Origin of the sequence: Streptomyces sp. NPDC016845 (assembly GCF_044332585.1) — a bacterium.
In the GTDB taxonomy this organism is placed as follows: Bacteria; Actinomycetota; Actinomycetes; order Streptomycetales; family Streptomycetaceae; genus Streptomyces.
In genome coordinates this window covers 70,088-95,900 of sequence record NZ_JBIRPI010000016.1, presented here as the reverse complement: position 1 = coordinate 95,900, position 25,813 = coordinate 70,088, and the positions used below count along the sequence as shown (strand labels likewise).

The window sequence follows — 25,813 nt, the reverse complement described above, 5'->3', positions numbered from 1 at the left end:
CATTGAAGTCCGGCATCCGGCGCGTCGGGGGGCAAAGTCGCCAATGCAGACCATTCGGATCAAGCTCCCGTCGAGCGGCGCGCCCCGTCTGCTCGCGGGCGCCGCCGTCCTGACCGGGGGCGCGGCTCTGGTCGCGGGTCTGGTCCTCGTCCTCTCGGACGCCCACTCGCCGCTGCGCGGGCCCCTCGCGCTCTTCTACCTCCTGGCCGCGCCCGGCGCCGTGTTCGCCGCCGCGCTGCGCGGCCTCGACCCGTGGGTGCGCGGCGTCCTGTCCCTCACCGGCGCGGTCACCGTCGTGATGCTGGTGGCCCAGGGCATGCTCGCCACCCGGCACTGGTCGGTCGAGGGCGGGGTGATCGCCGTGGGGGCGCTGAGCGCCCTCGCCTTCATGTGCCGGTACGCGTACCGGCCGCGGCAACGCCCGTAGAGACACGCGTAGGAACACCCGTAGGAACACCCGTAGAGCCCAGCCCAGCTGTCGAGTTCGCACGTCCACCGTCCGCACGTCCACCGGACGAGAGGGCCAGACCTGTGAGCAGCCCCGCCGCGCGCCCGGCGCCCCCTGCCGTTCCCGGGCCCGCCCGCACGCCCGCCCGGTGCGCCGCGCCGCGCGTCAGCGTCGTCCTCCCCGCCATGAACGAGGCACGGAACCTCCCGTACGTCTTCGCCACCCTGCCCGACCGGATCCACGAAGTCGTCCTCGTGGACGGCGACTCCACCGACGGCACCGTGGCGGTCGCCCGCGCGCTGCGGCCCGGGGTCGTCGTCGTGCCGCAGCCCGGCAAGGGCAAGGGCGACGCGCTGATCACCGGGTTCCGGGCGTGCTCCGGCGACATCATCGTGACGGTCGACGCGGACGGCTCCGCCGACGGCCGCGAGATCGCCTCCTACGTCGCCGCGCTCGTCTCCGGCGCCGACTTCGCCAAGGGCTCGCGGTTCGCCCGCGGCGGCGCCACCGACGACATGACGACGGTCCGCAGGCTCGGCAACCGGGCGCTGTGCGCGGTCGTCAACGCCAAGTTCGGGGCCGGCTACACCGATCTCTGCTACGGCTACAACGCGTTCTGGCGCCACTGCCTCGACGCGATCGACCTCGACTGCACCGGCTTCGAGGTGGAGACGCTGATGAACATCCGCGTCGTCAAGGCGGGGCTGCGGGTGCGGGAGATCCCGAGCCACGAGCATGTGCGGATCCACGGGGCGAGCAATCTGCGTGCGGTGCGGGACGGGCTGCGGGTCCTGAGGGTGATCCTGAAGGAGCGGCCGAACCGGCGGGCGCGCCGCGTCGGGCCGTGCGCCGCGCGGCCCGACGCGGCGCGCGGGCGGCTGCCTTGACCGGCCGCCAGGACGGGCGGCGGCCCACGGCGGCCGTCGTCATCTGCGCGTACACCGAGGACCGCTGGGCGGACACCCTCGCGGCGGTCGGCTCCGTACGGGCGCAGTCGTACCCGGCCTCGGAGGTCCTCCTCGTCGTCGACCACCGTCCCGCGCTGCTCGACCGGCTGAGCGAGGAGTACGGGCGGACGGCCGGTCTCCGGGTCCTCGCGAACGCGGGGCCGCCCGGTCTCTCCGCCGGGCGCAACACCGGCATCGCCGCCTCGTCCGGTGAGATCGTCGCGTTCCTCGACGACGACGCGGTGGCGGAGCGGGACTGGCTGCGCCACCTCGCCGCCGCCTACGCCGACCCGCGCGTCATGGCGGTCGGCGGACGCACCGAGCCGGTCTGGGCGTCGGGGCGCCGGCCCGGCTGGTTCCCGGCGGAGTTCGACTGGGTCGTGGGGTGCACCTACCGGGGGCTGCCGCACGGCACGGCGCGGGTCCGCAATGTGCTGGGCGGCAACGCCTCGTACCGCCGCACCGCCCTGGCGGCGACGGGCGGCTTCGCCCCCGGCATCGGCCGCGACGGCGGCCCGCGCCCGCTCGGCTGCGAGGAGACGGAGCTGTGCATCCGCCTCAGCCGCGCCAGACCCGACGCCGTCCTGCTGATCGACGACCGCGCCGTGGTCCACCACCGCGTCCCGCCCGAACGCGAACGGTTCGCCTACTTCCGTGCCCGCACCTACGCGGAAGGGCTCTCGAAGGCCCGGCTGACGAGAAGGGTCGGCACGGGCAGCGGGCTCAGGTCCGAGCGCGCGTACGTCACGCGCGTCCTCCCGGCCGCGCTGGCGCGCGCGGCCCGGGACGCGCTCCTCGCCCGCCCGGACGGCGCGGCCCGCGCCGGAGCCGTCGTGACCGGGCTCGCCATGGCGACGGCCGGCTACGTGCGGGAGAGGGCGACGGCATGAGCGCGCCCGCGCGGGAAGCCGACCGTGCGGCCGTCCCGGTGCTGATGTACCACGCGGTCGCGCACGAGCCGGGCCCCGCGATCCGGCGGCTCTCGGTGTCCCCCGGGCAGTTCGCCACGCAGATGGAGATCCTCGCCGCGCACGGGCGCACCCCGCTGACCGTCGCCGAGCTGGCCGCGGTCTGGCGCGGGCGCGGCGGGGAGCTGCCCGCGCGGCCCGTGCTCATCACCTTCGACGACGGGTACGAAGGGGTGCACCGGCACGCCCTGCCCGTACTCGCCCGGTACGGGTTCGCCGCCACCCTGTTCGTGGCGACGGGCTGGCTGCGCGGCCCGTACGACACCGGGGGCGGGCTCGACGCGATGCTCGGCTGGGGGCAGGTGCGGGCGCTGGCCGCGCACGGCGTGGAGATCGGCGGGCACAGCCACACGCATCCGCCGCTCGACCAACTCGGCGCCGCGGCACTCCAGTTCGAGCTGACGCGTTGCCGGGACATACTGAAGGGCGAGCTGGGGGCCCCGCCCGCCTCCTTCGCCCACCCCTACGGGCACTCCGACCGGCGCGTGCGGCAGGCCGTCCGCGCGGCGGGGTTCGCGCAGGCCCTCGCCGTCGGCAACGGGCTCGCCCGGCGCCGCCAGGGACCGTACGCCCTGCGGCGGGTCACCGTGCGCCGGTCCACCGGGCCCGCCGCGTTCGAGCGGCTGGTCGAGGGCCGCGCCATCGGGCCGTACTTCGCCGGGGACAGGGCGCTGACCACGGCGTACGCCGTGGTGCGCGGTGCCCGGAAAGCCGTGCGGGCCCGTGGCTGACACGGTGGCGGCCACCGGGAGCGCCCAGGGCACGCCGCCCGGCCCCGGACAGGGGCCGCAGGGCGGCCAACTGTTCCGCAACGCCTACGCGCTGATGCTGAACACCGTCGTCTCGGCCGTCCTCGGTGTCGGTTTCTGGCTGGCCGCCGCGCACTACTACTCGGCTGACGCGGTCGGCCGTGGCTCCGCGGCGATCGCGGCGATGAAGCTCCTCGCCGGCCTCACCGCCGTGGCGCTCACCGGGGCCCTGGCCCGCTTCCTGCCCGTCGCGGGGCGCGCCACCGGCCGCCTCGTCGTGCGTGCGTACGGGTGGAGCGCGGTCGCCGTCTCCCTCGCGGCCGTCGTCTTCCTGCTGACGCTCGACGCCTGGGGGCCCTCGTACCGCTTCCTGCACGGACCGCTGCCCGGGATCGGCTTTGTCGCCGCCGTCGTCGCCTGGGCGCTGCTGACCCTTCAGGACGGCGTGCTCACCGGGTTGCGCAGCGCGCCGTGGGTGCCGGTGGGCAACGCCGTGTTCTCGTCGGTGAAGCTGGCGCTGCTCGTCGCGTTCGCCGTCGCCCTTCCGGCCAGCGGCGTCTTCGTGTCGTGGGCGGTCGCCATCGCCTTCTCACTGCTGCCGCTGGGCCTGCTGGTCCTGCGGCGGCTCGTGCCCCGGCACGCCGCCGCCACGCAGGACGGGGCCGGGGCGCCTCCGACGGCGCGCGAGGTGGGCCGTTTCCTGGCGGGCGACTACACGGGCTCGCTGTTCTCGCTCGCCGTGGTCTTCCTCGTACCGGTGCTGATCGCCTCGCAGGTCTCCTCCGCCGACAACGCCTACTTCTACGTCGCCGCCACGATCGGCGGCACGGTCAACCTCCTCGCCGTCAACATGGGCGCGTCCCTGACCGTCGAGGGCTCGCACGACCCCGCGCGGCTCGCCGCGCACACCCGGGCCGCGCTGCGCCGCATGGCCCGCATCATGCTGCCGGTCTGCGGGCTGCTGCTGCTCCTCGCGCCCTACGTGCTGCGCGTGTTCGGGCGGGACTACGCCGACGCGGCCACCCCGCTGCTCCGCCTGCTCGCCCTCGGCGCGGCCCTGCGCGTGGTCATGGAGATCTACTTCGCGGTGCTGCGGGCCCAGAGCAGGACGTCGGGGCTCGCCTGGCTGCAAGGGCTGCTCTGCGCCCTGGTCCTCGGCCTGACGCTGCTGTTCCTGCCGACGAGGGGGCTGACCGGGGCGGGCCTCGCCGAGGTCTGCTCGCTCGGCGTCGTCCTGGCGATCGCCGCGCCGAAGCTGTGGCGCGTCCTGCGCGTCGCCCCGTCCACGGAGCCGGCCGAGGACGCCGCGCCCGACGGTGACCTCGCCGATCTCGGCCCGCCGCCGACGGAGCGCGCTCAGCGGCAGACGGCCGCGGAAACGCTGCGCGACGCCGTCACCCGGCTCACTGTCCGGCTCCGCCCGGATCACCACGCGAGCCCGCGCCCCAAGGCCCCGCACCCCCTGTACGACGCCGCCGAGGTCCCGGAGACGGAACCACCACGCCCGGCCGCGCGCCCCACGGTCGTGGCCCTGGCGCTGCTGCTCCTCGCCGCGCTCGCCCTCTACTGGGTCCCGGTCCTCTCCATGGACGACGCGGACCTCGACGCGATGGGCGGGCTCGGCCTCGTCTCGGTGCTGCCCCCGGCCACGCTCGTCGGCGCCGCGCTGCTCGTCGTCGCCTTCACGTCACTGCTCTGGCTCGAAGCCCCGCACAAGGCGCTGCTGTTGTGCACCCTGCTCGCCACCGTCGTGTCCCTGCACGCGCTGCCCGCCGTCGTCGAGGAGCAGCCCCGGTTCGCCACGGCCTGGCGGCATCTGGGCTTCCTGGATCACATCGACCGCACCGGGACCGCCGCGCCGAACCTGGACGCGCGCTGGAGCTGGCCCGGCTTCTTCGCCGCCGCCGCGTTCCTCGCCCGCGCCTGCGGCATCGACGACCTGGAACAACTCCTGCGCTGGTGGCCGCCGGCGCTCCACCTCCTGTGCCTGGTCCCGATGTTCCTGCTGCTGCGCTCGGTACGGGCGAACTGGCGGGCCGGGTGGACCGGCCTGTGGATCTTCGTCCTGAGCGGCTGGGTCGGCCAGGACTACTTCTCGCCGCAAGGCTTCACGTACCTGCTGTACCTGATGTTCGTGGCGGTCCTGCTCGTCTGGTTCCGGCCGCCGCGCGTGCTGTGGGACAAGCGGCGGCCGGGCGAGACGGAGGTCGAACCGGCCGGCCGCCGCCAGCGCGTCGCGCTCCTCGCCCTCCTCCTCGCCCTGTTCACGGCGACCGTCCCGGCGCACCAGCTCACGCCGTTCATGATGCTGGGCACCCTGACCGGCCTCGTCCTCGCGGGCCGCTGCGAACTGCCCGGCCTGCCGCTGCTGTGCGGCGTCATGGTGGTCGGCTGGCTCGGCTTCGCCGCGGAGCCGTACTGGGCCGGACATCTCGGCGACCTTTTCGGCGGCGTCGGCGGAATCGGCGGGAACGTCTCCTCGTCGGTCACCGGCCGCATCCAGGGCGGCGACTCCAGCCACGCCCTCGTCCTCTACGCGCGCGTGCTCCTCGCGGGCGGCGTCCTCACCGGCGCCCTGTACGGCTGGTGGCGCCGCCGCGAATGGCGCTACCGCGAACGCTCCCTGCCCGTCCTGGCCTGCGTCCCGTTCCTCGGTCTCGCCATGCAGTCGTACGGGGGTGAGATGGCGCTCCGCGTCTTCCTGTTCGCCCTCCCCGGCGCCGCGCTCCTCGCCGGTCTCGCCCTGTTCCCCCGCGCCGGGCTGACCGTGAAGGAGCGCGACCGGGACCGGATCAGCGTCGCCCCGCTCGCCGCGCTCCTCGCGGGGCTGCTGCTCATGGGCGGCTTCCTGGTGGCCCGCTGGGGCAACGAGCCGTTCGAACGGGTCAGGCCCGGCGAGGCCGCGGCGATGGAGTACGTCTACGCCCATGACGAGCCGAGCGTCCGGCTGCTGTGGCTGAGCCGCGACCCGGCCGCCGACGTGACGCCGTCGCTGCCGTGGGGCGCCCGCGACATGGAGCGGGTCACGTACGTGCCGGTGCGCGCGCCGGTCGACCCGGTCCTGGTCGACGGCCTGGTCGAGGCGGTCACGGACGCGGGCCCGAACACGTTCCTCGTGGTCAACGAGAGCCAGGCCGCCTTCCTGCGCCTCGACGCCGGTTACCCGCGGTCCTGGCAGGCCCGGCTCCTGCGGAGCCTCGACGCACGGCAGGAGCTGGAGAAGGTCTACGTCAACGAGGACGCGGCCCTGTACCGCTCGCGCGCCCAGCCGGCCGGGCCGGTCGAGCGAGCCGACTCCGGTCCGGCCGGGCCGCACATCACCTGGACACCGTGGACGGCCCTCGGCGCCCTGGCGGCGCTCGCGCTGACCGTGCTGCTCGCGGCGCGCGAGGTGGTCCGGGTGGCGGCCCCGCCGAGCGTGCGGCGACTGCGGTGGCTGAACCGTACGTTCCGGTGGGCGCTGGCGCTGCTCGCGGTGGTCGCGGTGGCGCTGATCCGGCGCTTCCTCACACTGGGCGTGCCCTGACGCCGGGTCTGAGGCTGGGCCTATCGGCGACCTCGGGCCTGTCCTGACGCCTAGCCTGAGGCTGGCCTGTCGCGACCTCGGGCCTGTCCTGACGCCGGGCTGTCTTGGCGCTCGCCCGCCCGCCTGCCTGCCCGCCCGCCCGCCTCAGCGGCGCAGCCACTTCACCTCGTAGCCCTGCATCCGGAAGCGCCGGCCGTCGACCTCGGCGCTGATCGGCCGGTCCAGGGTGTTCACCACCAGGACCGTTTCGTCGTCGGCGAGGACGCGCACGCGCTCCTTGTCCGTCGCGGCGACGGTGACGCGGCGGAACCTCGTGCCGGGCCCGAACTCCGCGTGGAACCGCGACAGGAGGCCGTACATGGGGAGCGCGCCGCCGCCGGAGGCGCGGCCGGTGGGCCGCCACACGCACCCGGCGCACGAAGTCCCGGCCTGCGCCTCGGGGTTCCAGTGGAAGGCGGAGGTGACGCCGCCCTTCGCCAGGGCCGTCAGGCCCGCGGCCTGGACGGCGACGCGGTGCCGCTCGCTCCAGCCCTCGCGGGCGCCCGCGGCGTCGGCGGGCTCCACGTAGTACTCGGCCCACCACAGCGGCAGACCGCCGGTCCGCCGCCTGATCCACTCGCTGACGTCGGTGAACTTGTCGGTGGCCGCGAACGCGTCGGGCAGCGGCTCGCCCCCGGTCGGGTAGGTGGCACCGTCGACGACGACGAAGTCGGCGCCCGCCTTGTGCTCGTTCCAGTAGTCGAACGCGTCGACGACCCGCTGGTCCATCCGCCCCCAGGCTCCCTCCGCCCCCTCCGGCGCCCCGCGGTCCGTGTGCTGCGGGTCGACGCTGTCCATGCCCAGGTACGGGCCGCCGACCTGGAGGGACCGGTCGGCCTTCTTCAGCGCCCGGTGGACGAGGTTGTAGAGCTTCGTGTAGCCCTCGTAGTCCCAGCGGCCGCGCTCCTCGTCCCAGAAGCCCTTGAACTCGTTCCACACGATGAAGTGGCGTACGAAGGGGTAGTGCTCGGCGATCGCCGCCGCGAGGTCCGCGAAGTCCTGGTAGTGCTCGGGCAGGGGCGCCTTCTCCAGGTTCTCCTGGCTCCAGTCGGTGTTCTCCGCGCCCGGCTTCCCGCCCTTCATCCAGTCGGGCGCGCAGCACAGCGTGATCACGGGGGTACCGCCGGACCTGCGGATCAGTCGCATGCGGCTGTCCATGGCGGCGAAGTCGTAACGGCCCGGCGCCGGTTCGGGGTTGCCCGCGCCCCAGCCCATGATCGCCTCGTTCTGCGGCATCGGCCGTGACCTGAGCAGCTTCTCGACGCGCGCGCGGGCGGCGGGCGCGCCCTCGTCCGCGGAGTGCTCGGTGTGGGTGAGGCCCCAGCCGACACCGGGCCCCGGTGCCGAGGGTGCGGGCGGAGCGCGGTCCCCCGTGGAGTCGGGGTCGGCGAGGGTGCCGGGCACGGCGAGGACGACGGCCAGCGCCGCCGCGCCGACGCCGAACGCGGCGGCGAGCCGCCACCGCGACGCCCCCGGACCCCCTCCATCACGTCCCATCGACTACGAGAATAATGAGCCGGGTCGGGGCCGCACACCGGAAATCTCTGTGCGAGCCGGCCCTTCGTGACGGATCATGGCGGCATGTCCGCGAACCCCTTCGACGCGCTGCCCGTCCGGCTGGGCGTCGACGACAGCGACTCGCCCTCCGATGTCGTCGACGCGCTGTTCCTGGGCCGCTTCGCCACGGGCGAGCAGCCCCACTCCCGTGCCACCAACATCGACCGCGTCCGCTCCGGGGCCACCCTGCTGCCGCCGGACGCCCGTGTCCTGCGCTCCGCCCGCGACGACGACCGCAGCGCCACGCTCGCCGACGGCGACGGCTGGACGGTCCTGGTCTCCCGCTGGAACCGGGGCGCGGACGTCACCGTCACCGCGACCACCGCCGAACTGGCCGAAAAGGTGCTGAGCGACGCCACCGACGGCGCCGCCGACGAACCGGAGCCCCAGCCGGAGAACGTGACGATGGGCTTCTGGTACGTGTCGCCCCGGCGCGGCCCGCACCGCACGACCCGGCAGATCTCGGCCGGTACGTGGGAAGAGGTGCGGAGCAACTACACCGAGCCGGTCGCCGAGGCCATGGACCAGCTGATGAAGGTGCGGCCCGAGGACATCGCGGGCCGCCTCCTGCTGCTGCACGGCCCGCCCGGGACGGGCAAGACGTCGGCGCTGCGCACCCTGGCCCGGTCCTGGCAGGACTGGTGCCAGGTCGACTGCGTGCTCGACCCCGAGCGGCTCTTCTCCGACGTCGGCTACCTGATGGACATCGCGATCGGCGAGGACGACGGCGCCGCGAAGGGCCGCTGGCGGCTGCTCCTCCTGGAGGACTGCGACGAGCTGATCCGCGGCGAGGCCAAGCACACGGCGGGCCAGGCCCTGTCCCGGCTGCTCAACCTGACGGACGGACTGCTCGGCCAGGGCCGCAACGTCCTGGTGGGCGTCACCACCAACGAGGACCTGGAGCGCCTGCACCCGGCCGTGGTCCGGCCCGGCCGCTGCCTGGCCCGGATCGAGATCGGCCCGCTGACCCGCCGCGAGGCGACCGGCTGGCTCGGCACCGAGGAAGGGATCGGCCGCGAGGGCGCGACCCTCGCCGAGCTGTTCGCGCTGCGCCGGGGCATCTCGCCGACGTCGGTACCGGAGCAGCGCGGGGACGCGGAGGCGGGCCTGTACCTGTAGGGCCACGGGTCTTCGGAGGTCTACGTCTACGCGTAGGCCGCGCGCACCGCGTCCCGGGCCGCCGCCAGGGCCGCCTCCTCGGAGAGGCCGAGGCGCCGGGCGCGTTCCGCGAAGGTCTGCGCGGCGGCCGAGGCCTCCCGGTCGGCGGCGTCGCCCGCGGCGGCGATCAGTGTGCCGTTGCGCCCGCGCGTCTCGATCACCCCGTCCGCCTCCAGGGCCCGGTACGCCTTGGCCACCGTGTTCGCGGCGAGCCCCAGCTCCTCCGCGAGGCCGCGCACGGTGGGCAGCTTGTACCCGACGGGCAGCGCCCCCGCCCTGGCCTGCTCGCTGATCTGGGCCCGCACCTGCTCGTAGGGTGCGGCGCTGTCGTCAATGCGGATCTTCAAGGTCACCGCACGATTGTCGCGCAGGGGCCGCCCGGCCGCCGGAAAAGCGGAGGCACGCGGGTGTGGCCGACACGTAGCGTGCGCCCCATGGGCACAGTGACTCCCTCGCTCCCGGAAGTGGTACGGGTGAAACTCGTGAAGGCGGGCCGTACGAAGATCGGTTACCCCGCACGGCTCCTCTCCGACGACGGTACGCGCATCACCGTGCGGGCCGACTGGGCGGGCGACGGCGTCCGCGACTTCGGCTTCGTGCGCTTCGAGCCGGGCGACGTGTTCACCGAGCACTACTGGCGCGACCGCTGGTACGCGGTCAAGGAGGTCCGGGCGGGCGACGGCACCTTGAAGGGCTGGTACTGCGACATCACGCGCCCGGCGGTCCGTGAGGTCCGCGAGGGCGGAGCCGCGGGTGACATCGTCTCCGTCGACCTCGATCTGGACCTGTGGGTCTCCGCCGACGGCGTCCAGGTGCTCCGCCTGGACGAGGACGAGTTCGCGGCCAGCGGCCTCGCCGGCCAGGACCCGCCCGCCGCCGACGCGGCGTCCCGGGCCCTGGACGAGCTGGAACTCCTGGCCCGCAGCGGCCGGTTCGAGGCGCTGCTGCGCTGAGCACCAGGCGCTGAGCACCAAGCGCCGAGCGCCGGTCAGTCGCGCAGGGCGACGACCGCGTACCGCTCGTCACGCACCTCCTTGCCCCAGAGCCGCGCGTCGGACGACAACTCCTCGTGCCGCACGCCGCCGTGCACCAGTTCGCGTACGAGGCCGAGCAGCCGGTCCGCCGGGATCCCGGCGGGACTGACCTCGCCCCACACGCCCTCGACCAGTACGAGCCGCCCCCGGGGCCGCAGCAGGGTCACCCATGTCCGCAGGGCCGCCGCCGGGTCGGGCAGTGCCCACAGCACGTGCCGGGCGAGGACGACGTCGTACGAGGCGGCCGGAACAGGGGGCGCCGCGGCGTCCCCGAGGAGGAACCGGGCGTCATGGGGCGCGAATTTTCTTCGGGCGAGATCCAGCATGTTCGGAGCGAAATCCACGCCGGTCACACGGTGTCCGCGCTCGGCCGCGAGGAGCGAGAGCGAGCCGGTGCCGCAGCCGAGGTCGAGCAGGTGTCCTGGCTGGTCAGGCAGCCAGTCGGCCATGCGTCCGGCCCAGGCGCCGCGGACCGCGGGGTCGCGCAGACCGTGGTCGGGTTCGTCGTCGAAGTCGGCCGCGGCGGCGTCCCATTCCGCATGTCCCAGAGAGTGCGTCATTCCCACATCCTGACAACCGCCACTGACAATTGCGCTTCGATGAGGAATCAGCCGGGAACAGGTCTACAACGGCACGATGTTGGAACTCGTGTAGGTACAGGAGGCACCATGCGCCGAGTGACCATCCACAAACCGACCGGAGCGGGCACCGTGACGCGCCGGTTGCGGGAAGAGGCGGCGGAGACGGTGCGCGAGCGCCCCGAAGTGCGCAAGGACGTGCGCAAGACGTGGTGGCCCGACGAGTAGGCGGGACGCTCGCATGCGGGTGAGACGCTTGCGGTGAACGCGTTGGTGCGAAGCCGCAGTTGGGGCAGTCCGAGGGCGCGCGCGCTCGTCGACGGAGCCGAGCAGGGCGCGGCCCACCCCTTGCCCGTGGGCGGCGGGGTGGACCGCCTCTGGTCATGCCGGACCGTCTGCGTCATGGCCTTTCCCCCGCGCCACCAGCTTCCGGGCCAGCGGCCACGCCACGATGAGCAGGACCACCGCGTACACGGTCACGGAGAAGGGCGTGTCGACGAGGCCGTGGACGCTGCCGTCGCTGATCTGGAGGGCGCGGCGCAGTTGTTGTTCGGCGTTGGGGCCGAGGATGACGCCGATGACGGCGGGCAGGACGGGCAGTCCGTAGCGGCGCATGCCGAACCCGATCAGGCCGATGATCAGCAGGATGACCAGGTCGACGGGCTCGCCGCCGACCGCGTAGGCGCCGACCGCGGCGAAGAAGAGGATGCCCGCGTAGAGGTAGGGGCGCGGGATGCGCAGGAGTTTCGCCCAGACCGGGGCCAGGGGCAGGTTCAGGGCGAGGAGCAGGACCATGCCGACGAAGAGGGACGCGATGAGGCCCCAGACGAGGTCGGGTTCGCGCTCGAAGAGCAGCGGTCCGGGCTGGATCCCGTACTGCTGGAAGGCGGCGAGCATGACCGCCGCGACGGCCGTGGTGGGCAGGCCGAGGGTCAGCATCGAGACGAGGGTGCCGGCCGCCGACGCCGAGGACGCGGACTCCGGGCCCGCGACTCCCTCGATGGCGCCCTTGCCCCATTCGTCCTTGTGCCGGGAGAGGCGCTTCTCCGTCACGTAGGACAGGAAGGTCGGGATCTCGGCGCCGCCCGCGGGGATCGCGCCGAACGGGAAGCCGATGAGCGGGCCGCGCAGCCAGGACTTCCAGGTGCGCCGCACGTCCGCCTTGCCGAGCCAGGGGCGGCCGACGGGGATGGCCTCGCCACTGGAGCGGCGCAGGTGCGCGGCGACCCACAGCGCCTCGCCGATGGCGAAGAGGCCGACCGCGACGATGACGACGTCCACACCGTCGGCCAGCTGCAAGGAACCGAAGGTGAGCCGTTGTTGGCCGGTCATCTGGTCCAGTCCGACAAGGCCGATGGTGAGCCCGATGAGGAGTGAGGCGAGGCCGCGTACGCGCGAGGAGCCGAGGACGGAGGTCACCGCGATGAAGGCCAGGACCATGATCGCGAAGTAGTCGGGGGCGCCGATGTCGACGGCGAGCGAGGCGATCTTGGGGGCGAGCGCGACGAGCAGGACCGTGCCGATCATGCCGCCCGCGAAGTGCCCGATGGCGGCCGTGGCGAGGGCTTGCGCGCCGCGTCCGGCCTTCGCCATCGGGTTGCCTTCCATGGCGGCGACGACGGCGGCGCTCTCCCCCGGCGTGTTGAGCAGGATCGAGGTCGTCGAGCCGCCGAACATCGCGCCGTAGTAGATGCCCGCGAACATGATGAACGCGCCGGTCGGCTCGAGCCCGTACGTGACCGGGAGGAGCAGGGCGACGGCCATGGCGGGCCCGATGCCGGGCAGGACGCCGATGGCGGTGCCGAGGAGGACGCCGAGGGCGGCCCACAGGAGGTTGACCGGGGTGAGGGCGGTGCCGAAACCGTCCATGAGGGAGGAGAGGGCGTTCATGGCGTCACAGCGCTCCCATCAGGGGCCCGCCCGGCAGGGGGACGCCGAGCAGGTTGTTGAAGAGGGTGTAGGTGAGGAGGGAGAGGGCGGCGGCGATCAGCGGGTCGCGCTGGAGGTGGCGGCTGCCGAGCGCGTAGGCCGCGCCCCAGAAGAGGAGGGCGCCCGCGACGGGGAAGCCGGCCGGCTCGATGAGGACGGCGGTGGCGAGGAAGACCCCGGCGAGGAGAAGGACCGTGCGCCAGTCGGCGGGCTCGGACAGGTCGATGTCCTCGCCGCCCTCGGCCTCGCCGCGCCCGCCGCGCAGGACGTCGACGGCGAGCAGCACGGCGACGAGCAGCAGCCCGCCGCCGACGATGAACGGGACCGTCCTCGGCCCGACGGGCCCGCGCTGTGTCAGGTCGACGTCCATGGCGAGCGCGTCGGTGAGGACGAGGACGCCGAGCGCGAGCAGCAGGACGCAGACGCCGAGTTCGGAGTGGTCGCGCAGCCAGGAGCGCGCGGGCGCCCGCGGCGGGCGGGTCTCGGTGGAGGTCGTCACAGCCCCAGCTCCTTCAGTACGGAGACGACGTTCTTGTCCTGGGCTGCCAGGAAGGCGCCGAAGTCGTCGCCGACGAGAAAGGCGTCGTCCCAGCCGTTCTTCTTCAGGGACCGCTTCCACTCCTTGGAGGCATGCAGCTTGCGGACGAGGGTGGTGAGTTTGGTGCGCTGGGTGCCGGAGAGGCCGGGCGGGGCGACGATGCCGCGCCAGTTGGTGAAGTCGACGTCGTAGCCGGACTCCTTGAGGGTGGGCCCGTCGAGGCCGGGGACGCGTTCGGGCCCGGTGACGGCCAGCAGGCGCAGCTCGCCGCTCTTGATCTGGTCGAGGTACTCCCCGACGCCGGAGACGCCGAAGGCGACCTTGCTGCCGAGGATGGAGGCGAGCAGTTCGCCGCCGCCGTCGAAGGGGATGTAGTTGACCTTCCTGGGCGGGATCCCGGCGGCCCGCGCCATGAGCATGGGCGCGAGGTGATCGGGTCCGCCGGGCGACGAACCGCCCCCGACGGGCAGCTTGCCGGGGTCCTTCTTCCACGCCTCGACGAGCTGCTCGATGTCCTTGTACGGGGAGTTCTTGGCCACCACCACGACATCCGCCTCCTCGGTGAGGCGGGCGATGGGGGTGGTGTCGGCGAGCGTCTTCGGGGAGTGGTTCGAGCGCGCGGCTCCGACGACGCCGAGGCCCATGGACATGGCGAGCTTGCCGTTGCCGTGCTCGCCGACGAGACGGGTGAGGCCGACGGTGCCGCCCGCGCCGGGCAGGTTGAACACCTCGATGTTGTGGGTGAGTCCGGCGTCCTCGGCGTTCTTGGCGGCGGTGCGCGCCGTGATGTCGTAGCCGCCGCCGGGCGTGTTGGGGACCATGAGGCGCAGGCCGGGGATCTGCGTGCCGGTGTCGGCGCCGCTGCCGGTGGTGAGCAGCGGCGGCCCCACCAGGACGAGAGCCGCGGCTCCGAGCAGGGCGAGGGGTGTGCGCAGGCGCACGGGTGCCACCACCTGTCGAGTACGGGGGTCGGGTGTGCGGGGGGTTGTGAGGTGGCCCACATGTTGCCGTCGCGTCAACAGGCTGTCTCCCTTGCGCAAGCAAGAAACGTTGTGGTCCTTGTGGTCGCGCGCCTACCCTGCGCCAGTGACAAAGGTGCTGGTGACGAAGGTGCTGGTCGTGGACGACGACTTCATGGTCGCCAAGCTCCACAGCCGGTACGTGTCCGCGCTCGACGGCTTCGAGGTGGCCGGGGTGGCGCACAGCGGTGCGGAGGCGTTGCGCGCCGCGGAGGAGGTCCGGCCCGATCTGGTGCTGCTCGACGTCTACTTGCCGGACATGGACGGCATCGACGTGTTGCGGGGGCTGCGGGCGGCGGAGGAACGCGATCCGTCGCGGGCTCCGGTGGACGCCCTGTTCATCACGGCGGCGCGGGACGCGGAGATCGTACGGGCGGCGCTGCGCGCGGGTGCGCTGCACTATCTGATCAAGCCGTTCAACCAGGCGGCGCTGCAGCAGCAGTTGCGGCACGTGGCGGCGGTACGGGCGCGCCTGGACACGCTGGACGAGGCGCGGCAGGAGGACGTCGACCAGATCTTCGGCGCGCGCCCGCCGGGTTCGCGGGAGCTGCCCAAGGGTCTGGCCGCGCACACGGCGGAGCTGGTGGAACGCACCCTGCGCGCCCACCCCGACGGCCTCTCGGCCACGGAGTGCGCCCAGGAGGCGGGTTCACTGTCCCGGGTGAGCGCGCGCAGATACCTGGAGTTCTTCGCGGGGACGGGACGGGCACGGGTGACACTGAGATACGGCGGGACAGGCCGGCCGGAGCGCCGTTACCGATGGACCGCCTAGGAGCACGCGGCACCCACCGACAACCCGAACCACCCACGGCGCCCCGCAGGGGCGCGAGGAACTGCGCGAGCAACCACGACGACGCGGCACCCGCCGACAAACCGAACCACTCACAGCGCCCTGCAGGGGCGCGAGGAACTGCGCGAGCAACCACAACGGCGCGGCACCCACCGACAAACCAACGCCCCCACGGCGCTGAGGCCGCTCTACCTGAGCACAATCTGAGCCGCACCTTAAGCGCGCCATAAAGATCAACTCGGACGCCCCAGAAGGGCAGATCCGCGCAGCTCCCCGGGCTAACTTCGCTGCCACGACCCCCCGTTCACCAACGCCCAGGAGCCCTCATGCCCGCCCCCCGAAAGATCGCCGCCCTCACCGCGACCGGCCTCACCCCCCTCGCCCTGCTCACCCTGTCGACCACCCCCGCGGCAGCGCACGGCACGCTCGGCGACCCCGTCAGCCGCGTCGCCGCCTGCTACGCGGAGGGCGCGGAGAACCCGACCTCGGCGGCGTGCAAGGCGGCGGTCGCCGCGGGCGGTCCGCAGGCCCTGTACGACTGGAACGGCATCCGGGACGGCGCGGCCGGCGGCAAGTCGCAAGAGCGCATCCCGGACGGCAAGCTCTGCTCGGCCGACTCCGACGAGTTCAAGGGCATGGACCTGGCCCGCGCCGACTGGCCCGCGACGCAGGTGTCGGCGGGCTCGTACACGTTCAAGTACAAGGTGACCGCCCAGCACAAGGGCACGTTCAACCTCTATCTGACGAAGCAGGGCTACGACGCGTCGAAGCCGCTGGCCTGGTCCGACCTGGACCTGGAGCACCCGGTGGCGACGAAGACGGACCCGACGGCCGAGGGCGGCTTCTACACCTTCTCCGGCACGCTGCCCGAGCGCACGGGCCGCCAGCTGATCTACGGCATCTGGCAGCGTTCGGACAGCCCGGAGGCGTTCTACTCCTGCTCGGACGTGACATACGGCGGCACCTCCGCCACGTCGGAGGGTGCGGCCCCGGTGGCGTCCGCCCCGACCGACGAGCAGATCGCAAAGGACGCGGACAAGTCGACGGTCGACCACAGCGGCATGGACATGAGCGGGGAGGGCGCGGCCGCGCCGCAAGAGGCGTCCGAGGCCGACGCGCACGAGACCCACGCACCGGACGAGTCCCACGAGACAACCGAGGCAAGCCAGGCGGCCGAGTCCGCTCAGCCGACCACGGACGACAGCGCCGGCCAGCAGCTCGCCGCCCAGGGAAACACGCAGAACCTCGCGGAGACCGGCGGCGACTCCACGACCCCCTACATCGCGGTGGGCGGAGCCGCGGCGCTCGCGCTCGGCGCCGCGGGCCTGTTCATCTCGGTGCGCCGCCGCGCGACGCGATGAACCCGGCCTGACCTCACCTCACCTCACCTCACCAGGCGGGCCTGACCGGCCCCGCGGGCGCCACGGCCGTCAACTGCGCGGCCAGCGCCCGCGCCCCGCTCTCCCCGAGCCGCTCCACCCACGGTCGCACCGCGTCGGCCATGGCTTCCTCGGCCGCCCGGGTGCAGGCCCAGCCCCGTTCGGTCAGCACGACGAGCCGGGCGCGCGCGTCCGCGGGGTGGGGGCGGCGCTCGGCGTACCCCTTGCGCACCAGCTCGTCGACGAGTTGCGCGGCGGCCTGCTTGGTCACCCCGAGGTGCGCGGCGAGGTCGGTGGCGGTGGCGTCCCCGGTGGAGAGCCGCACGAAGGCGAAACCGTGGGCGGGCCGCAGCCCCTCGAAGCCCTTGGCCACGACGGAGGCGTGGATGCGCTGCGTCAGCTCACCGGCTGCGGCGAGGAGGGCGACGGACAGGGCCATGGCGTCGGAGTTCTGCACGCGGACATTGAAACACCCTTGACGGCATGGTCAAGCAGCTTGACTATATGGACAAGCGGCTTGACCACCAGTCGGGCCACCTGACCGCGCCCACGCCGAACGAGGAGCAGCCATGCCCGTCATCCGCGCCGCCGAAGCCGTCGTCCACGAACTCCACGGAACCCGCTTCGTCTCGTACGCCCGTCCCGCCACCGGCAGCGAGGAACTGGCCGCCTGGCGGGGCGAGATCCCGGCAGGTACGAAGGCCCCCGCCCACACCGTCACCCGCGAGGAGATCCTCCACCTCCTGACCGGCTCGCTGCGCCTGACGATCGACGGCACCGCGCACACCCTCACCGCCGGGGACGCGGCGATCGTGAACGCGGGCGCGACCCTCGCGGTCGAGAACCCGGCCGACGCCACGGCCACGATGTGGGTGACGGCCTCGGTCGGCCTGGAGGCGGAGCTCGCGGACGGTACGCGGATCACGCCGCCCTGGGCCAACGCCTGAGGTCAGGCGGCGAGCGGCCGGGCGGCCAGCGAGGCGGGCACGACCGCCCCGGGTCCGAACCGCGCCCGCGCCCGGTCGGCCACCGCCTCCAGGGTCCTGGCCCGCTCGTCCACGGGGTCGAAGGTGAGCTGCCGGGTGGCAGCCTCGGCCGGGCCGAGCCCCTCGGCCCGCAGGGCGATGGCGCGCACCCGGGCCCGTTGCAGCCCCAGCGCGTCGTACATCCGGTACGCCGCCCCGGTCAGGGCGACGGAGTGGGCGCTCGGCTCGGCGAGCGCCCGGCTCCGTACGGTCGAGGACCGGTCGGCGTAGCGCACCGTCAACGTCAGCGAGCGGCACACCTGGCCCTCGTCCCGCATCCGGGCGCCCAGCTCGTCGGCGGCGGCGAGGAGCGCGCGGCGGTGCCGGTACGGGTCCAGCTCGTCGCGTACGAAGCCGCGTTCGGCGGCGAGTGAGCGTGCGGCGGCGTTCGGGACGACGCGGGTGCGGTCGATGCCGCGCGCCTTGTCGTGCAGGTCGCGTCCGACGCGGGCGGTGGTGAGGCGTTGCAGCGTGGACAGCGGCGCGGTCGCGAGCCGGCCGACGGTGTCGAGCCCGTACTCGCCCAGGGTCCGCGCGGTGGCGGCGCCGACACCGGGGAGCGCGCCGACGGGCTGATCGTCGAGGAACTCCCGGGCGTCCCGCACCACGTGCGTCTCCCCGGGTGCGGCCTCGCGGGCGGCCATCCGCGCGAGCATCGGTCCGGGAGCGGCCCCGATCAGGCACTCCACGCCGTGCAGGGCGATCGCACGTACGCGGATGACGGAGGCGATCCGACGTGCGTCGCGCCCGAAGTACCGTACGGCGCCGCGCAGGTCGACCAGGGCGGTGTCGGGCGGCAGCGCCTCCACGGCCGGGCTGAACCCGGCGAGGAGTCCGAGCAGCCGGGGCAGCGATGTCTCGTCGCCGGGCGGCAGCAGGAACCGTACGCACAGCACCTCGCCATCGCTCTCGCCGGACCGCTGACGCTCGACCGCGTTCATCCCGCACTCCCCTGGCTCTGGTGCCACAGCTTGCGCCGCGGGCCCATGTTCCCGTCACCGGCCGGCTTCAGGTCGGCCCACGGGTTCAGCACGTAGCCGTTGGCCATCTGGATCCGCCGGCCGCTCTCGCCCTGCTCCCGACCGGACTCCGTCCCGGGCGGCGGCTCGGCCATCCGCCGCGCCACCCCGTCGAGCCCCTGCTCGCCGTAGACCTCCGTCAACTCGGCCAGGTTCCAGGCCGCTTCGCCCACCACGCTCAGGCTCCGCGGTCCGCGCCGCTGGACCGTGCCCCGTACGAGAAGGAGCCACGAGTGGAAGACGGTGTGGGCGCACGCGGCGTGCGCGTCGTCGAAGAACGCGAGGTCGACGAGGCCCGTGCCGTCGTCGAGGGTGGAGAAGACGACGCGCTTCCCGGAGCGGATCGGCGGGGTCTGGGTGGCCGCCTTCGCCCCGGCGACCAGGACGGTGCTGCCGTGCTCGGCGTCGCGCAGCCGCCGCGCCGGTACGACGCCGAGATCGTCCAGGAACTTCTGGTAGTCGCCCATGAGATGGCGGGAGGCGTCCATGCCGAGGACGCCGAGTTCGGCGCTCATCCGTTCCGTGTCGCCGAGGTCGGGCAGTCCGGCCGGGGCGGTGCGCCGTCCGCCGGTCAGCGGGAGCTGCTCGCCGCGCGCGCCGTGTCCTGAGCGCTGCAGCTCGGTCAGGTGCAGTTGCAGGTCGCGGCGGTTGGCGCCGAACGCGTCGAGGGCGCCGACCTGGGCGAGCCGGGCGGCGAGCGGGCGGCTCGGGCGGGCCCGTTCCCAGAAGTCGAGCAGGGAGGTGTAGGGGCGCCCCGCGGCGATGCGTTCGGCCTCCGCCTCGCTGATGCCGTACACGTCGGAGAGGGCGAGCCGGATGCCCCATGTTCCGTCCGGCCGGTCGCCGTCGGACACCAGTTCGATCCGATGATCGACCGCGGAGTTGTTCACGTCCAGCGGGAGCACCGGAACGCCCCGCCGCCGCGCGTCCGCGAGCAGCAGCCGCTTCGGGTACATGCCGGGGTCGTGCGTGAGCAGCCCCGCGTAGAACGCGGCGGGATGGTGCGTTTTCAGCCACGCCGACTGGTAGGTCGGGACGGCGAAGGCCACGGCGTGCGCCTTGCAGAAGCCGTACGAGCCGAACGCCTCGACGATCGCCCAGGTCTTCCGAATGGTCTCGGCGTCGTAACCGCGCACCGTCGCGTGCTGGGCGAACCAGAACTTGATCAGCTCCTGCGACCCGGGGTCGGACAGGCCGCGCCGCACCCGGTCGGCCTCGTCGCGGCCGCAGCCGGTCATGATGTCGACGATCTCGATGATCTGCTCGTGGAAGACGACGACGCCGTACGTCTCGCGCAGCGCGTCCTCCAGGTCCGGGTGCGGGTAGCGGGCCGGGGCCCGGCCGTGCCGCGCCTCGATGAACGGGCGCACCATGTCGGCGGCGACGGGCCCTGGCCGGAACAGCGAGATGTCCACGACCAGGTCGTGGAAGGTGGCGGGCTGGAGCCGCCCCACCAGGTCGCGCTGGCCGGGCGACTCGATCTGGAAGCAGCCGAGCGTCTCGGTGGACTGGACCAGCCGGTACGTGTCCGGGTCGGTCCGGGGTACGGAGTCGAGGTCCACGGACTCGCCGGTCGTCCGCTCGATCTCGCCCACGGCGTGTGCCATCGCCGACTGCATCCGCACACCGAGCACGTCCAGCTTGAGCAGGCCGAGATCCTCCACGTCCTCCTTGTCGAACTGGGCCATGGGGAAGCCCTCGCCGCTGGTCGGCACGGTCGGCGTACGGGCGAGCAGGGAGGCGTCGGAGAGCAGCACGCCGCACGGGTGCATGGCGACGCCGCGGGGCAGCCCGTCGAGCGCCTCGACCTGTTCCCAGAGGTTCGGGTGGTCGCCGAACTCCGCGGCGATGTCACGGAGTTCGGGCAGCTCGGCCATGGCGGTGCGGGCGTCGCGGGCGCGGATGTGCGGGAACGCCTTGGCGATGCGGTCGATGTCGGCGGGGGCCATGGACAGGGCCGCGCCGACGTCCCGGATCGCGTGCCGCACCCGGTAGGTCTCCGGCATCGCGACGGTGGCGACGCGCTCGGGGCCGAACCGGTCGAGGATCGCGCGGTAGACGTCCAGGCGGCGCGCGGACTCCACGTCGACGTCGATGTCGGGCAGGACGGAGCGGCGCTTGGACAGGAAGCGCTCCATGAGCAGGCCGTGCTCGACCGGGTCGGCGTTGGCGATGCCGAGGAGGTAGTTGACCAGCGATCCGGCGCCGGAGCCGCGCGCCGCGACCCTGACGCCCATGGCCCGCACGTCGTCGACGACCTGGGCGACCGTGAGGAAGTAGGTGGCGAAGTCGTGGTGGGCGATGATGTCCAGCTCGCGGTGGAGCCGCTCCCAGTACGAGCGGTCGCCCGCGTGGCCGAGGCGGACCATGCCGGCGGCCGCGCGGGAGGCGAGGACGCGCTGGGCGGTGCGCCGCCCGGCGCCCACGAGGTGCGGTTCGGGGAAGCGGACGGAGCCGATGCCGAGGTCGTCCTCGGGGTCGACGCGGCAGGCGGCGGCCGTCTCCTCGGTCTGTTCGAGCAGCCGGCGCGCCGTGGAGCGCTGGAAGCCGGCCGCCTCCACGATCCGCTCGGCCCCGGCCAGCATGGCGGCGGGGTCCTTCAGCCAGCGCTCTCCGCTGTCCAGCTCCTTGGTCGGGTCGACGGGGACGAGGCGGCGCGCGGCGTCCAGGACGTCGGCGACGGGGCCCGCGCCCGGGTCGGCGTAGCGGACGTCGTTGCTGAGGACCGGGCGAATTCCCTGGTCGGCGGCGAAGCCGACGGTGCGGGCGGCCAGGCGCAGCGAGCCGGGGCCCGTGCCCGCCCTGCCGTGGTGGACGGCTTCGAGGCGCAGGGCGTCGCCGTAGATCTCGCGCCAGGGGGCGAGCAGCGCCGCCGCTCGGTCGGGGCGGCCGGCGGCGAGGGCACGGCCGACGTCGGAGTCGGGGCCGAGCAGCACGGTGAGGCCGTCGCCGTGGTTGGCGTCCCAGGGCAGGCGGACGTCCTTGGGGTCGTCCCCGGCGTGCGCGGCGGTGATCAGGTGGCACAGGTCGGCCCAGCCGTGGGCCCCGTCGCGGGCGAGGAAGGTGGCGCGGGGCGCCGACTCGTCGACGAAGGCGCCGCCGCGTACGGGCGTCGGGCGCCTGGCACCGGGCTCGTGGGCGCCCACCGCGAGGTCGACGCCGAACAGCGGGCGCACCCCGTGCCTGGCGCACGCCTTGGCGAAGCGGACGGTTCCGGCGACGGTGTCCCGGTCGGTGAGGGCGGCGGCGGCCATGCCCCGCTCGGCGGCGCGCTCGGCGAGCCGCTCCGGGTGGGAGGCGCCGTAGCGCACGGAGAACCCGGACACGGTGTGCAGATGCGTGAAGTCCACCGCACGCACCTCCAGCACACCTCGAGCCAATCGGATCTCACCTCCCCCACCTCCACCATAGACCAACTTTCGAACGCATGTACGACAGGCGTTCGAAAGGTGGCGCCCGGAGACCCGTTCGGCCCACCCCGACTGCACGACACCGGCCGCCGCCGGAGCGTTGGGGCATGAGGTTCGCCGATGAGTTCAGATCCGCCGTCACCCCGCGGGCCACGCTGCTGGTGATCGGCGTACTCGCCCTCCAGCTGCTCTTCATCGCCTCCTACGTGGGGGCGCTGCACAATCCGACCCCGAAGGACGTGCCGTTCGGCGTCGTCGCCCCGGCGCAGCAGGCGGCGCGCCAGGCCGAGCAGCGGATGGCGAAGCTGCCGGGCTCACCGCTGGACCCGCGCGTGGTCGCCGACGAGAAGACGGCGCGGCAGCAGATCATGGACCGGGAGATCGACGGCGCCCTGATCCTCGATCCGCGCGGCAGCAAGGACACCCTGCTCGTCGCGTCCGGCGGAGGCACCGTTCTGGCCGGCGCCCTGGAGACGATCGCCACCCGGGTCGACGGCGCCGAGCGGCGGACCGTGGAGAAGGTCGACGTGGCCCCCGCCTCCCCCAGCGACTTCGACGGGCTCTCGGCCTTCTACCTCGTCGTCGGCTGGTGCGTCGGCGGCTACCTGTGCGCGTCGATCATGTCGATCAGCGCCGGGTCCAAGTCCGGCAGTCCGCAACGCGCGGCGATCCGGCTCGGCGCCATGGCGGTCGTCTCCGTCGTCGGCGGCATCGGCGGCTCGTGGATCATCGGCGACTCGATCCTCGGCGCGCTGCCCGGCTCCTTCTGGGGGCTTGCCGGGCTCGGCGCCCTCGTCACCTTCGCGGTCGGCGCGCTCACGCTCGCCCTGGAGGAGCTGACCGGCATCGTCGGCATCGGCCTGGCCGTGCTCCTCGTCGTCATCGCGGGCAACCCGAGCGCGGGCGGCGCCTTCCCGCTGCCGATGCTCCCGCCGTTCTGGCAGGCGATCGGGCCGTGGCTGCCACCGGGCGCGGGCACCTGGGCGGCGCGCTCGATCGCGTACTTCCAGGGCAACGCCCTCACGAAGTCCCTGCTCGTCCTCGCGGCCTGGGCGGTGCTCGGCGTCGTGGTGACGCTGGCCGCGTCGGCTCTGCGGGAGCGCAGGCGCGGCGGCGCTCACCACGAGCACGGCGCGGGCCGGGGCCCGGGTGACGGCTCGACCCACGTGGGCGTCGCGTCGTAGGCCCTCCCGGGCCCGGGCCGCACAGGACCGCGCACGAAGGCCCGCCCCCGCTGGTGGCGGAGGCGGGCCTTTCTACTGCCGCGCGGGGATCAGCCGATCTCCGCCCCGAAGGTGGAGAGCGCTTCCGGCACCGGCTGGAAGAACGTCTCGCCGCCCGACGTGCAGTCGCCGCTGCCGCCGGAGGTGAGGCCGAGCGCCGTGTCGCCGGCGAAGAGGGAACCGCCGCTGTCGCCCGGCTCGGCGCAGACGTCGGTCTGGATGAGACCGGTGACGACGTCGCCGTTGCCGTAGTTCACGGTGGCGTCCAGGCCGGTCACCGTGCCGTCGTGGACCTGGGTCGTGGAGCCGGAGCGGGTCACCTGCTGGCCGACGGTGGCGTCGCCGGCCTGGGTGATCGGCTGCGCGGACCCGTTGTAGAGGTTGACCTCGCTGGGGTGCGGGACGTCCGCGGTGTACTTCACCAGGCCGAAGTCGTTGCCCGGGAAGCTGGACTGCTCGTTGGCGCCGATGACCTGGCCGCTGGAGTCGGACCAGGTGGAGATCGACTCGGTGCAGTGGCCCGCCGTGATGAAGTACGGCTGGCCGTCCTTGACCACGTTGAAGCCGAGGGAGCAGCGGCCGCCGCCGCCCGTGATGGCGTCGCCACCGGCGATGTACTTGGTGAACTCGCCCTGTGTGCGCTTGAGTTCGGCCTTCGCGCCGAGAGCGTCGACGACCTTGCTCAGCTTGTCCCAGGCCGCGCCCTCGACCGTACGGTCGGCGGTGACGACGACCTTGTTGGTGGCGGGGTCGGTGGCCCACGAGGTGCCGGGGATGGTCGCGTCGCTCTTCAGCGTCGCGCGGGCGCCGTCGAGCGCGGCGAGGGAGTTCTCCACGACTCTGGCCTTGGCGCCCGCGGCCTGGACGGCCTGCGCGGCGTCCTCGTTGAGCACGTTGACGACGAGGTGTTCGGCGTCGGCGTCGTAGTAGCTGCCGGCGGTGTCCGTGCCGAGGCTCCGTGTCAGGGACGAGGCGAGATTTCCGGCCTTCGCGACGGAGAGGGTCCGGGGCGCCGGGTCCGGCGACGGGGTGCTGGCGTTCGCAGTCTGGAAGGTGATGCCCGCGGCGACCAGAGCGGTGATTCCCGCCCCGGCCACGGCGACGCGCCGCTTGGATATGCGTCGGTGCTTCAACTCACGTCCTCCTGTGGGGGGTTCGGAACAGGCCCGATGTGGGGGTGGGCCGGATCCGTGAGGGTGACGCACCCCACTATCCCGAGCGTCACAGGGAGCACACAAGGTCGACTTCAGGACGCGCGTGCGGGAACTCCCGTGCGCCTTTCGTACCTTGTACGCCCCCGCCGCCCCATGTCGGTCCCCTTTGCAAACACCCTGTGCACAGAGCGCTCGGCAGAGGGTGAGGTCTGGTCCTGTCCGGAAATCGATGGTGTGAAAGTGCTCGGCGAGCCGCTTCACGTGCTCTGTGGAACGTCTTCCTCCGCGGCGGGTTCCTTCACGATCCGCGTTTTCCCGTCCAGTTCGGTCAGCTGGTGCACGGCCGCCTCCGCCGCCCGCCCCGCTTCCCCCGGCGTGGCCCGCTCCAGGAACCTCAGCAGCTCCACGGGGAACGGCAGGACCAGCGTCGAGTTCTTCTCGGCGGCGACCGCCACCACCGTCTGCAACAGCCGGAGTTGCAGCGCGGCGGGCTGGTCCGACATGACCCCGGCCGCCTCGGCGAGCTTCTTCGACGCCTGCAGCTCGGCGTCGGCGTTGATGACGCGGGCCCGCCGCTCCCGGTCCGCCTCGGCCTGTCGGGCCATCGACCGCTTCATGGTCTCCGGCAGCGACACGTCCTTGATCTCGACCCGGTCGATCTGCACGCCCCACCCGATGGCCGGGCTGTCGATCATCAGCTCCAGGCCCTGGTTGAGCTTCTCGCGGTTGGAGAGCAGGTCGTCGAGGTCGCTCTTGCCGATGATGGAGCGCAGCGAGGTCTGTGCCATCTGCGAGACGGCGAACCGGTAGTCCTCCACCTGCACGACGGCCTCGGCCGCGTCGACGACCTTGAAGTAGATGACGGCGTCCACCCGCACCGTGACGTTGTCCCGGGTGATGCCGTCCTGGGCGGGCACGGGCATCGTGACGATCTGCATGTTGACCTTGTGGAGCCGGTCCACGAGCGGGACGATCATCGTGAACCCGGGCCCGCGCACCGCCGACCTGAGCCGGCCGAGGCGGAAGACCACCCCCCGCTCGTACTGGCGCACGACCCGCGCCGCCGCCATCCCGTACACCGCTCCGGCGCAGAACGCGGCCACTCCCGCCGCCACCAGTTCCTCGACCATCCCACGGCCCCCCTGGGTCCGAAGTGGGCGCAGCAACGCATCACTTCGACGGTAACCCCGGCAGGGGGCGGGGCGGGAGAGCCGGGTGACGAGGAAAAGCACGAAGAAGAAGAGGACGAGGAGAGGCCCCCGCCGGGCCGTGCCGGCGGGGGCCTCTCACACTGTTTCTCACACTGCCGGCGTCGCGGGTGCC

23 protein-coding genes are annotated in these 25,813 nt (G+C 73.4%); 12 read left to right on the top strand and 11 right to left on the bottom strand.

Annotated features, from left to right (window positions below; all coding sequences use genetic code 11):
• The first annotated feature begins 43 nt into the window (after window positions 1-43).
• From ACH4RC_RS29580 to ACH4RC_RS29560, 5 genes are all read left to right on the top strand, one after another.
• Complete coding sequence (locus ACH4RC_RS29580) at window positions 44-427, top strand: hypothetical protein (RefSeq protein WP_398206317.1); 384 nt, start codon at window positions 44-46, stop codon at window positions 425-427.
• A 104-nt stretch (window positions 428-531) separates the two neighbouring features.
• Window positions 532-1,335, top strand: coding sequence for a glycosyltransferase family 2 protein (locus ACH4RC_RS29575; protein WP_398206315.1), 804 nt, complete (start codon window positions 532-534; stop codon window positions 1,333-1,335).
• Window positions 1,332-2,285, top strand: a complete 954-nt coding sequence (locus tag ACH4RC_RS29570) for a glycosyltransferase (protein ID WP_398206314.1) — start codon at window positions 1,332-1,334, stop codon at window positions 2,283-2,285. Before ACH4RC_RS29575 ends, ACH4RC_RS29570 begins: the two co-directional genes overlap by 4 nt.
• On the top strand, window positions 2,282-3,094 hold the full coding sequence (locus ACH4RC_RS29565; RefSeq protein WP_398206313.1) for a polysaccharide deacetylase family protein: 813 nt from the start codon (window positions 2,282-2,284) through the stop codon (window positions 3,092-3,094). Before ACH4RC_RS29570 ends, ACH4RC_RS29565 begins: the two co-directional genes overlap by 4 nt.
• A 94-nt stretch (window positions 3,095-3,188) precedes the next feature.
• Window positions 3,189-6,638, top strand: a complete 3,450-nt coding sequence (locus tag ACH4RC_RS29560; RefSeq protein ID WP_398206460.1) for a lipopolysaccharide biosynthesis protein — start codon at window positions 3,189-3,191, stop codon at window positions 6,636-6,638.
• Between the two features lie 144 nt (window positions 6,639-6,782).
• Here the strand turns inward: ACH4RC_RS29560 and ACH4RC_RS29555 are convergent, their stop codons facing one another.
• Entirely contained in the window at window positions 6,783-8,174 is a 1,392-nt protein-coding gene (locus ACH4RC_RS29555; protein WP_398206311.1) for a xylan 1,4-beta-xylosidase, read from the bottom strand.
• An 84-nt stretch (window positions 8,175-8,258) separates the two neighbouring features.
• Between ACH4RC_RS29555 and ACH4RC_RS29550 the strand changes: the two genes are divergently transcribed.
• Entirely contained in the window at window positions 8,259-9,353 is a 1,095-nt protein-coding gene (locus ACH4RC_RS29550; protein ID WP_398206309.1) for a DUF5925 domain-containing protein, read from the top strand.
• A 26-nt stretch (window positions 9,354-9,379) separates the two neighbouring features.
• Here the strand turns inward: ACH4RC_RS29550 and ACH4RC_RS29545 are convergent, their stop codons facing one another.
• Window positions 9,380-9,745 carry a GntR family transcriptional regulator gene (locus ACH4RC_RS29545; RefSeq protein WP_398206308.1) on the bottom strand — a complete coding sequence of 122 codons (366 nt, stop codon included), beginning with the start codon at window positions 9,743-9,745 and terminating at the stop codon, window positions 9,380-9,382.
• A gap of 81 nt (window positions 9,746-9,826) precedes the next feature.
• Here ACH4RC_RS29545 and ACH4RC_RS29540 point away from each other — a divergent pair, with 81 nt between their 5' ends.
• On the top strand, window positions 9,827-10,345 hold the full coding sequence (locus tag ACH4RC_RS29540; RefSeq protein ID WP_398206307.1) for a DUF402 domain-containing protein: 519 nt from the start codon (window positions 9,827-9,829) through the stop codon (window positions 10,343-10,345).
• A 35-nt stretch (window positions 10,346-10,380) separates the two neighbouring features.
• Here the strand turns inward: ACH4RC_RS29540 and ACH4RC_RS29535 are convergent, their stop codons facing one another.
• Window positions 10,381-10,986 (bottom strand): class I SAM-dependent methyltransferase, encoded by a 606-nt coding sequence (locus ACH4RC_RS29535; RefSeq protein WP_398206305.1) that lies wholly within the window; start codon window positions 10,984-10,986, stop codon window positions 10,381-10,383.
• A 108-nt stretch (window positions 10,987-11,094) separates the two neighbouring features.
• On the opposite strand from ACH4RC_RS29535, the gene ACH4RC_RS29530 reads away from it, so the two are divergent.
• Entirely contained in the window at window positions 11,095-11,232 is a 138-nt protein-coding gene (locus ACH4RC_RS29530) for a hypothetical protein (protein WP_398206303.1), read from the top strand.
• A 153-nt stretch (window positions 11,233-11,385) separates the two neighbouring features.
• Here the strand turns inward: ACH4RC_RS29530 and ACH4RC_RS29525 are convergent, their stop codons facing one another.
• Genes ACH4RC_RS29525 through ACH4RC_RS29515 form a run of 3 tightly spaced genes read right to left on the bottom strand, consistent with a single transcriptional unit; the run spans window position 11,386 to window position 14,412 of the window.
• A complete protein-coding gene (locus ACH4RC_RS29525; protein ID WP_398206301.1) occupies window positions 11,386-12,894 on the bottom strand; it encodes a tripartite tricarboxylate transporter permease in 1,509 nt (502 codons plus the stop codon).
• Window positions 12,895-12,898: 4 nt separating this feature from the next.
• Complete coding sequence (locus ACH4RC_RS29520) at window positions 12,899-13,432, bottom strand: tripartite tricarboxylate transporter TctB family protein (protein WP_398206299.1); 534 nt, start codon at window positions 13,430-13,432, stop codon at window positions 12,899-12,901.
• The gene (locus ACH4RC_RS29515) at window positions 13,429-14,412 is read right to left on the bottom strand and encodes a Bug family tripartite tricarboxylate transporter substrate binding protein (RefSeq protein ID WP_398206458.1); all 984 of its coding nucleotides are present in this window, start codon (window positions 14,410-14,412) and stop codon (window positions 13,429-13,431) included. Before ACH4RC_RS29515 ends, ACH4RC_RS29520 begins: the two co-directional genes overlap by 4 nt.
• A gap of 160 nt (window positions 14,413-14,572) precedes the next feature.
• On the opposite strand from ACH4RC_RS29515, the gene ACH4RC_RS29510 reads away from it, so the two are divergent.
• Both ACH4RC_RS29510 and ACH4RC_RS29505 read left to right on the top strand, forming a co-directional pair.
• On the top strand, window positions 14,573-15,262 hold the full coding sequence (locus tag ACH4RC_RS29510; protein ID WP_398206456.1) for a response regulator: 690 nt from the start codon (window positions 14,573-14,575) through the stop codon (window positions 15,260-15,262).
• Window positions 15,263-15,606: 344 nt separating this feature from the next.
• Window positions 15,607-16,641: a lytic polysaccharide monooxygenase gene (locus ACH4RC_RS29505; RefSeq protein ID WP_398206297.1), complete on the top strand. Its 1,035-nt coding sequence runs from the start codon at window positions 15,607-15,609 to the stop codon at window positions 16,639-16,641.
• Between the two features lie 28 nt (window positions 16,642-16,669).
• Here ACH4RC_RS29505 and ACH4RC_RS29500 read toward each other — a convergent pair whose 3' ends face one another.
• A complete protein-coding gene (locus ACH4RC_RS29500) occupies window positions 16,670-17,116 on the bottom strand; it encodes a MarR family winged helix-turn-helix transcriptional regulator (protein ID WP_398206296.1) in 447 nt (148 codons plus the stop codon).
• Window positions 17,117-17,228: 112 nt separating this feature from the next.
• Here ACH4RC_RS29500 and ACH4RC_RS29495 point away from each other — a divergent pair, with 112 nt between their 5' ends.
• Window positions 17,229-17,606, top strand: a complete 378-nt coding sequence (locus ACH4RC_RS29495; RefSeq protein ID WP_398206294.1) for a cupin domain-containing protein — start codon at window positions 17,229-17,231, stop codon at window positions 17,604-17,606.
• Window positions 17,607-17,608: 2 nt separating this feature from the next.
• Here ACH4RC_RS29495 and ACH4RC_RS29490 read toward each other — a convergent pair whose 3' ends face one another.
• Both ACH4RC_RS29490 and ACH4RC_RS29485 read right to left on the bottom strand, forming a co-directional pair.
• Window positions 17,609-18,625 carry a DNA polymerase thumb domain-containing protein gene (locus tag ACH4RC_RS29490; protein ID WP_398206292.1) on the bottom strand — a complete coding sequence of 339 codons (1,017 nt, stop codon included), beginning with the start codon at window positions 18,623-18,625 and terminating at the stop codon, window positions 17,609-17,611.
• Window positions 18,622-22,071 carry a DNA polymerase III subunit alpha gene (locus ACH4RC_RS29485; protein ID WP_398206290.1) on the bottom strand — a complete coding sequence of 1,150 codons (3,450 nt, stop codon included), beginning with the start codon at window positions 22,069-22,071 and terminating at the stop codon, window positions 18,622-18,624. Before ACH4RC_RS29485 ends, ACH4RC_RS29490 begins: the two co-directional genes overlap by 4 nt.
• 149 nt (window positions 22,072-22,220) lie before the next feature.
• On the opposite strand from ACH4RC_RS29485, the gene ACH4RC_RS29480 reads away from it, so the two are divergent.
• The gene (locus tag ACH4RC_RS29480; protein ID WP_398206288.1) at window positions 22,221-23,297 is read left to right on the top strand and encodes a DUF3533 domain-containing protein; all 1,077 of its coding nucleotides are present in this window, start codon (window positions 22,221-22,223) and stop codon (window positions 23,295-23,297) included.
• Between the two features lie 89 nt (window positions 23,298-23,386).
• Here ACH4RC_RS29480 and ACH4RC_RS29475 read toward each other — a convergent pair whose 3' ends face one another.
• Together ACH4RC_RS29475 and ACH4RC_RS29470 are read right to left on the bottom strand one after the other, a co-directional pair.
• Window positions 23,387-24,469, bottom strand: a complete 1,083-nt coding sequence (locus ACH4RC_RS29475) for a S1 family peptidase (RefSeq protein ID WP_398206286.1) — start codon at window positions 24,467-24,469, stop codon at window positions 23,387-23,389.
• 278 nt (window positions 24,470-24,747) lie between these two features.
• The gene (locus ACH4RC_RS29470) at window positions 24,748-25,620 is read right to left on the bottom strand and encodes a slipin family protein (RefSeq protein WP_398206284.1); all 873 of its coding nucleotides are present in this window, start codon (window positions 25,618-25,620) and stop codon (window positions 24,748-24,750) included.
• Window positions 25,621-25,813: the final 193 nt, after the last annotated feature.

Excerpts from the sequence above, each read along its gene's own strand:
- ACH4RC_RS29580 (WP_398206317.1), top strand. The coding sequence starts at position 44 with ATGCAGACCATTCGGATCAAGCTCCCGTCGAGCGGCGCGCCCCGTCTG.
- ACH4RC_RS29565 (WP_398206313.1), top strand. The coding sequence starts at position 2,282 with ATGAGCGCGCCCGCGCGGGAAGCCGACCGTGCGGCCGTCCCGGTGCTG.
- ACH4RC_RS29560 (WP_398206460.1), top strand. The coding sequence starts at position 3,189 with ATGCTGAACACCGTCGTCTCGGCCGTCCTCGGTGTCGGTTTCTGGCTG.
- ACH4RC_RS29555 (WP_398206311.1), bottom strand. The coding sequence starts at position 8,174 with ATGGGACGTGATGGAGGGGGTCCGGGGGCGTCGCGGTGGCGGCTCGCC.
- ACH4RC_RS29550 (WP_398206309.1), top strand. The coding sequence starts at position 8,259 with ATGTCCGCGAACCCCTTCGACGCGCTGCCCGTCCGGCTGGGCGTCGAC.
- ACH4RC_RS29540 (WP_398206307.1), top strand. The coding sequence starts at position 9,827 with ATGGGCACAGTGACTCCCTCGCTCCCGGAAGTGGTACGGGTGAAACTC.
- ACH4RC_RS29535 (WP_398206305.1), bottom strand. The coding sequence starts at position 10,986 with ATGACGCACTCTCTGGGACATGCGGAATGGGACGCCGCCGCGGCCGAC.
- ACH4RC_RS29530 (WP_398206303.1), top strand. The coding sequence starts at position 11,095 with ATGCGCCGAGTGACCATCCACAAACCGACCGGAGCGGGCACCGTGACG.
- ACH4RC_RS29525 (WP_398206301.1), bottom strand. The coding sequence starts at position 12,894 with ATGAACGCCCTCTCCTCCCTCATGGACGGTTTCGGCACCGCCCTCACC.
- ACH4RC_RS29505 (WP_398206297.1), top strand. The coding sequence starts at position 15,607 with ATGCCCGCCCCCCGAAAGATCGCCGCCCTCACCGCGACCGGCCTCACC.
- ACH4RC_RS29495 (WP_398206294.1), top strand. The coding sequence starts at position 17,229 with ATGCCCGTCATCCGCGCCGCCGAAGCCGTCGTCCACGAACTCCACGGA.
- ACH4RC_RS29490 (WP_398206292.1), bottom strand. The coding sequence starts at position 18,625 with ATGAACGCGGTCGAGCGTCAGCGGTCCGGCGAGAGCGATGGCGAGGTG.
- ACH4RC_RS29480 (WP_398206288.1), top strand. The coding sequence starts at position 22,221 with ATGAGGTTCGCCGATGAGTTCAGATCCGCCGTCACCCCGCGGGCCACG.
- ACH4RC_RS29470 (WP_398206284.1), bottom strand. The coding sequence starts at position 25,620 with ATGGTCGAGGAACTGGTGGCGGCGGGAGTGGCCGCGTTCTGCGCCGGA.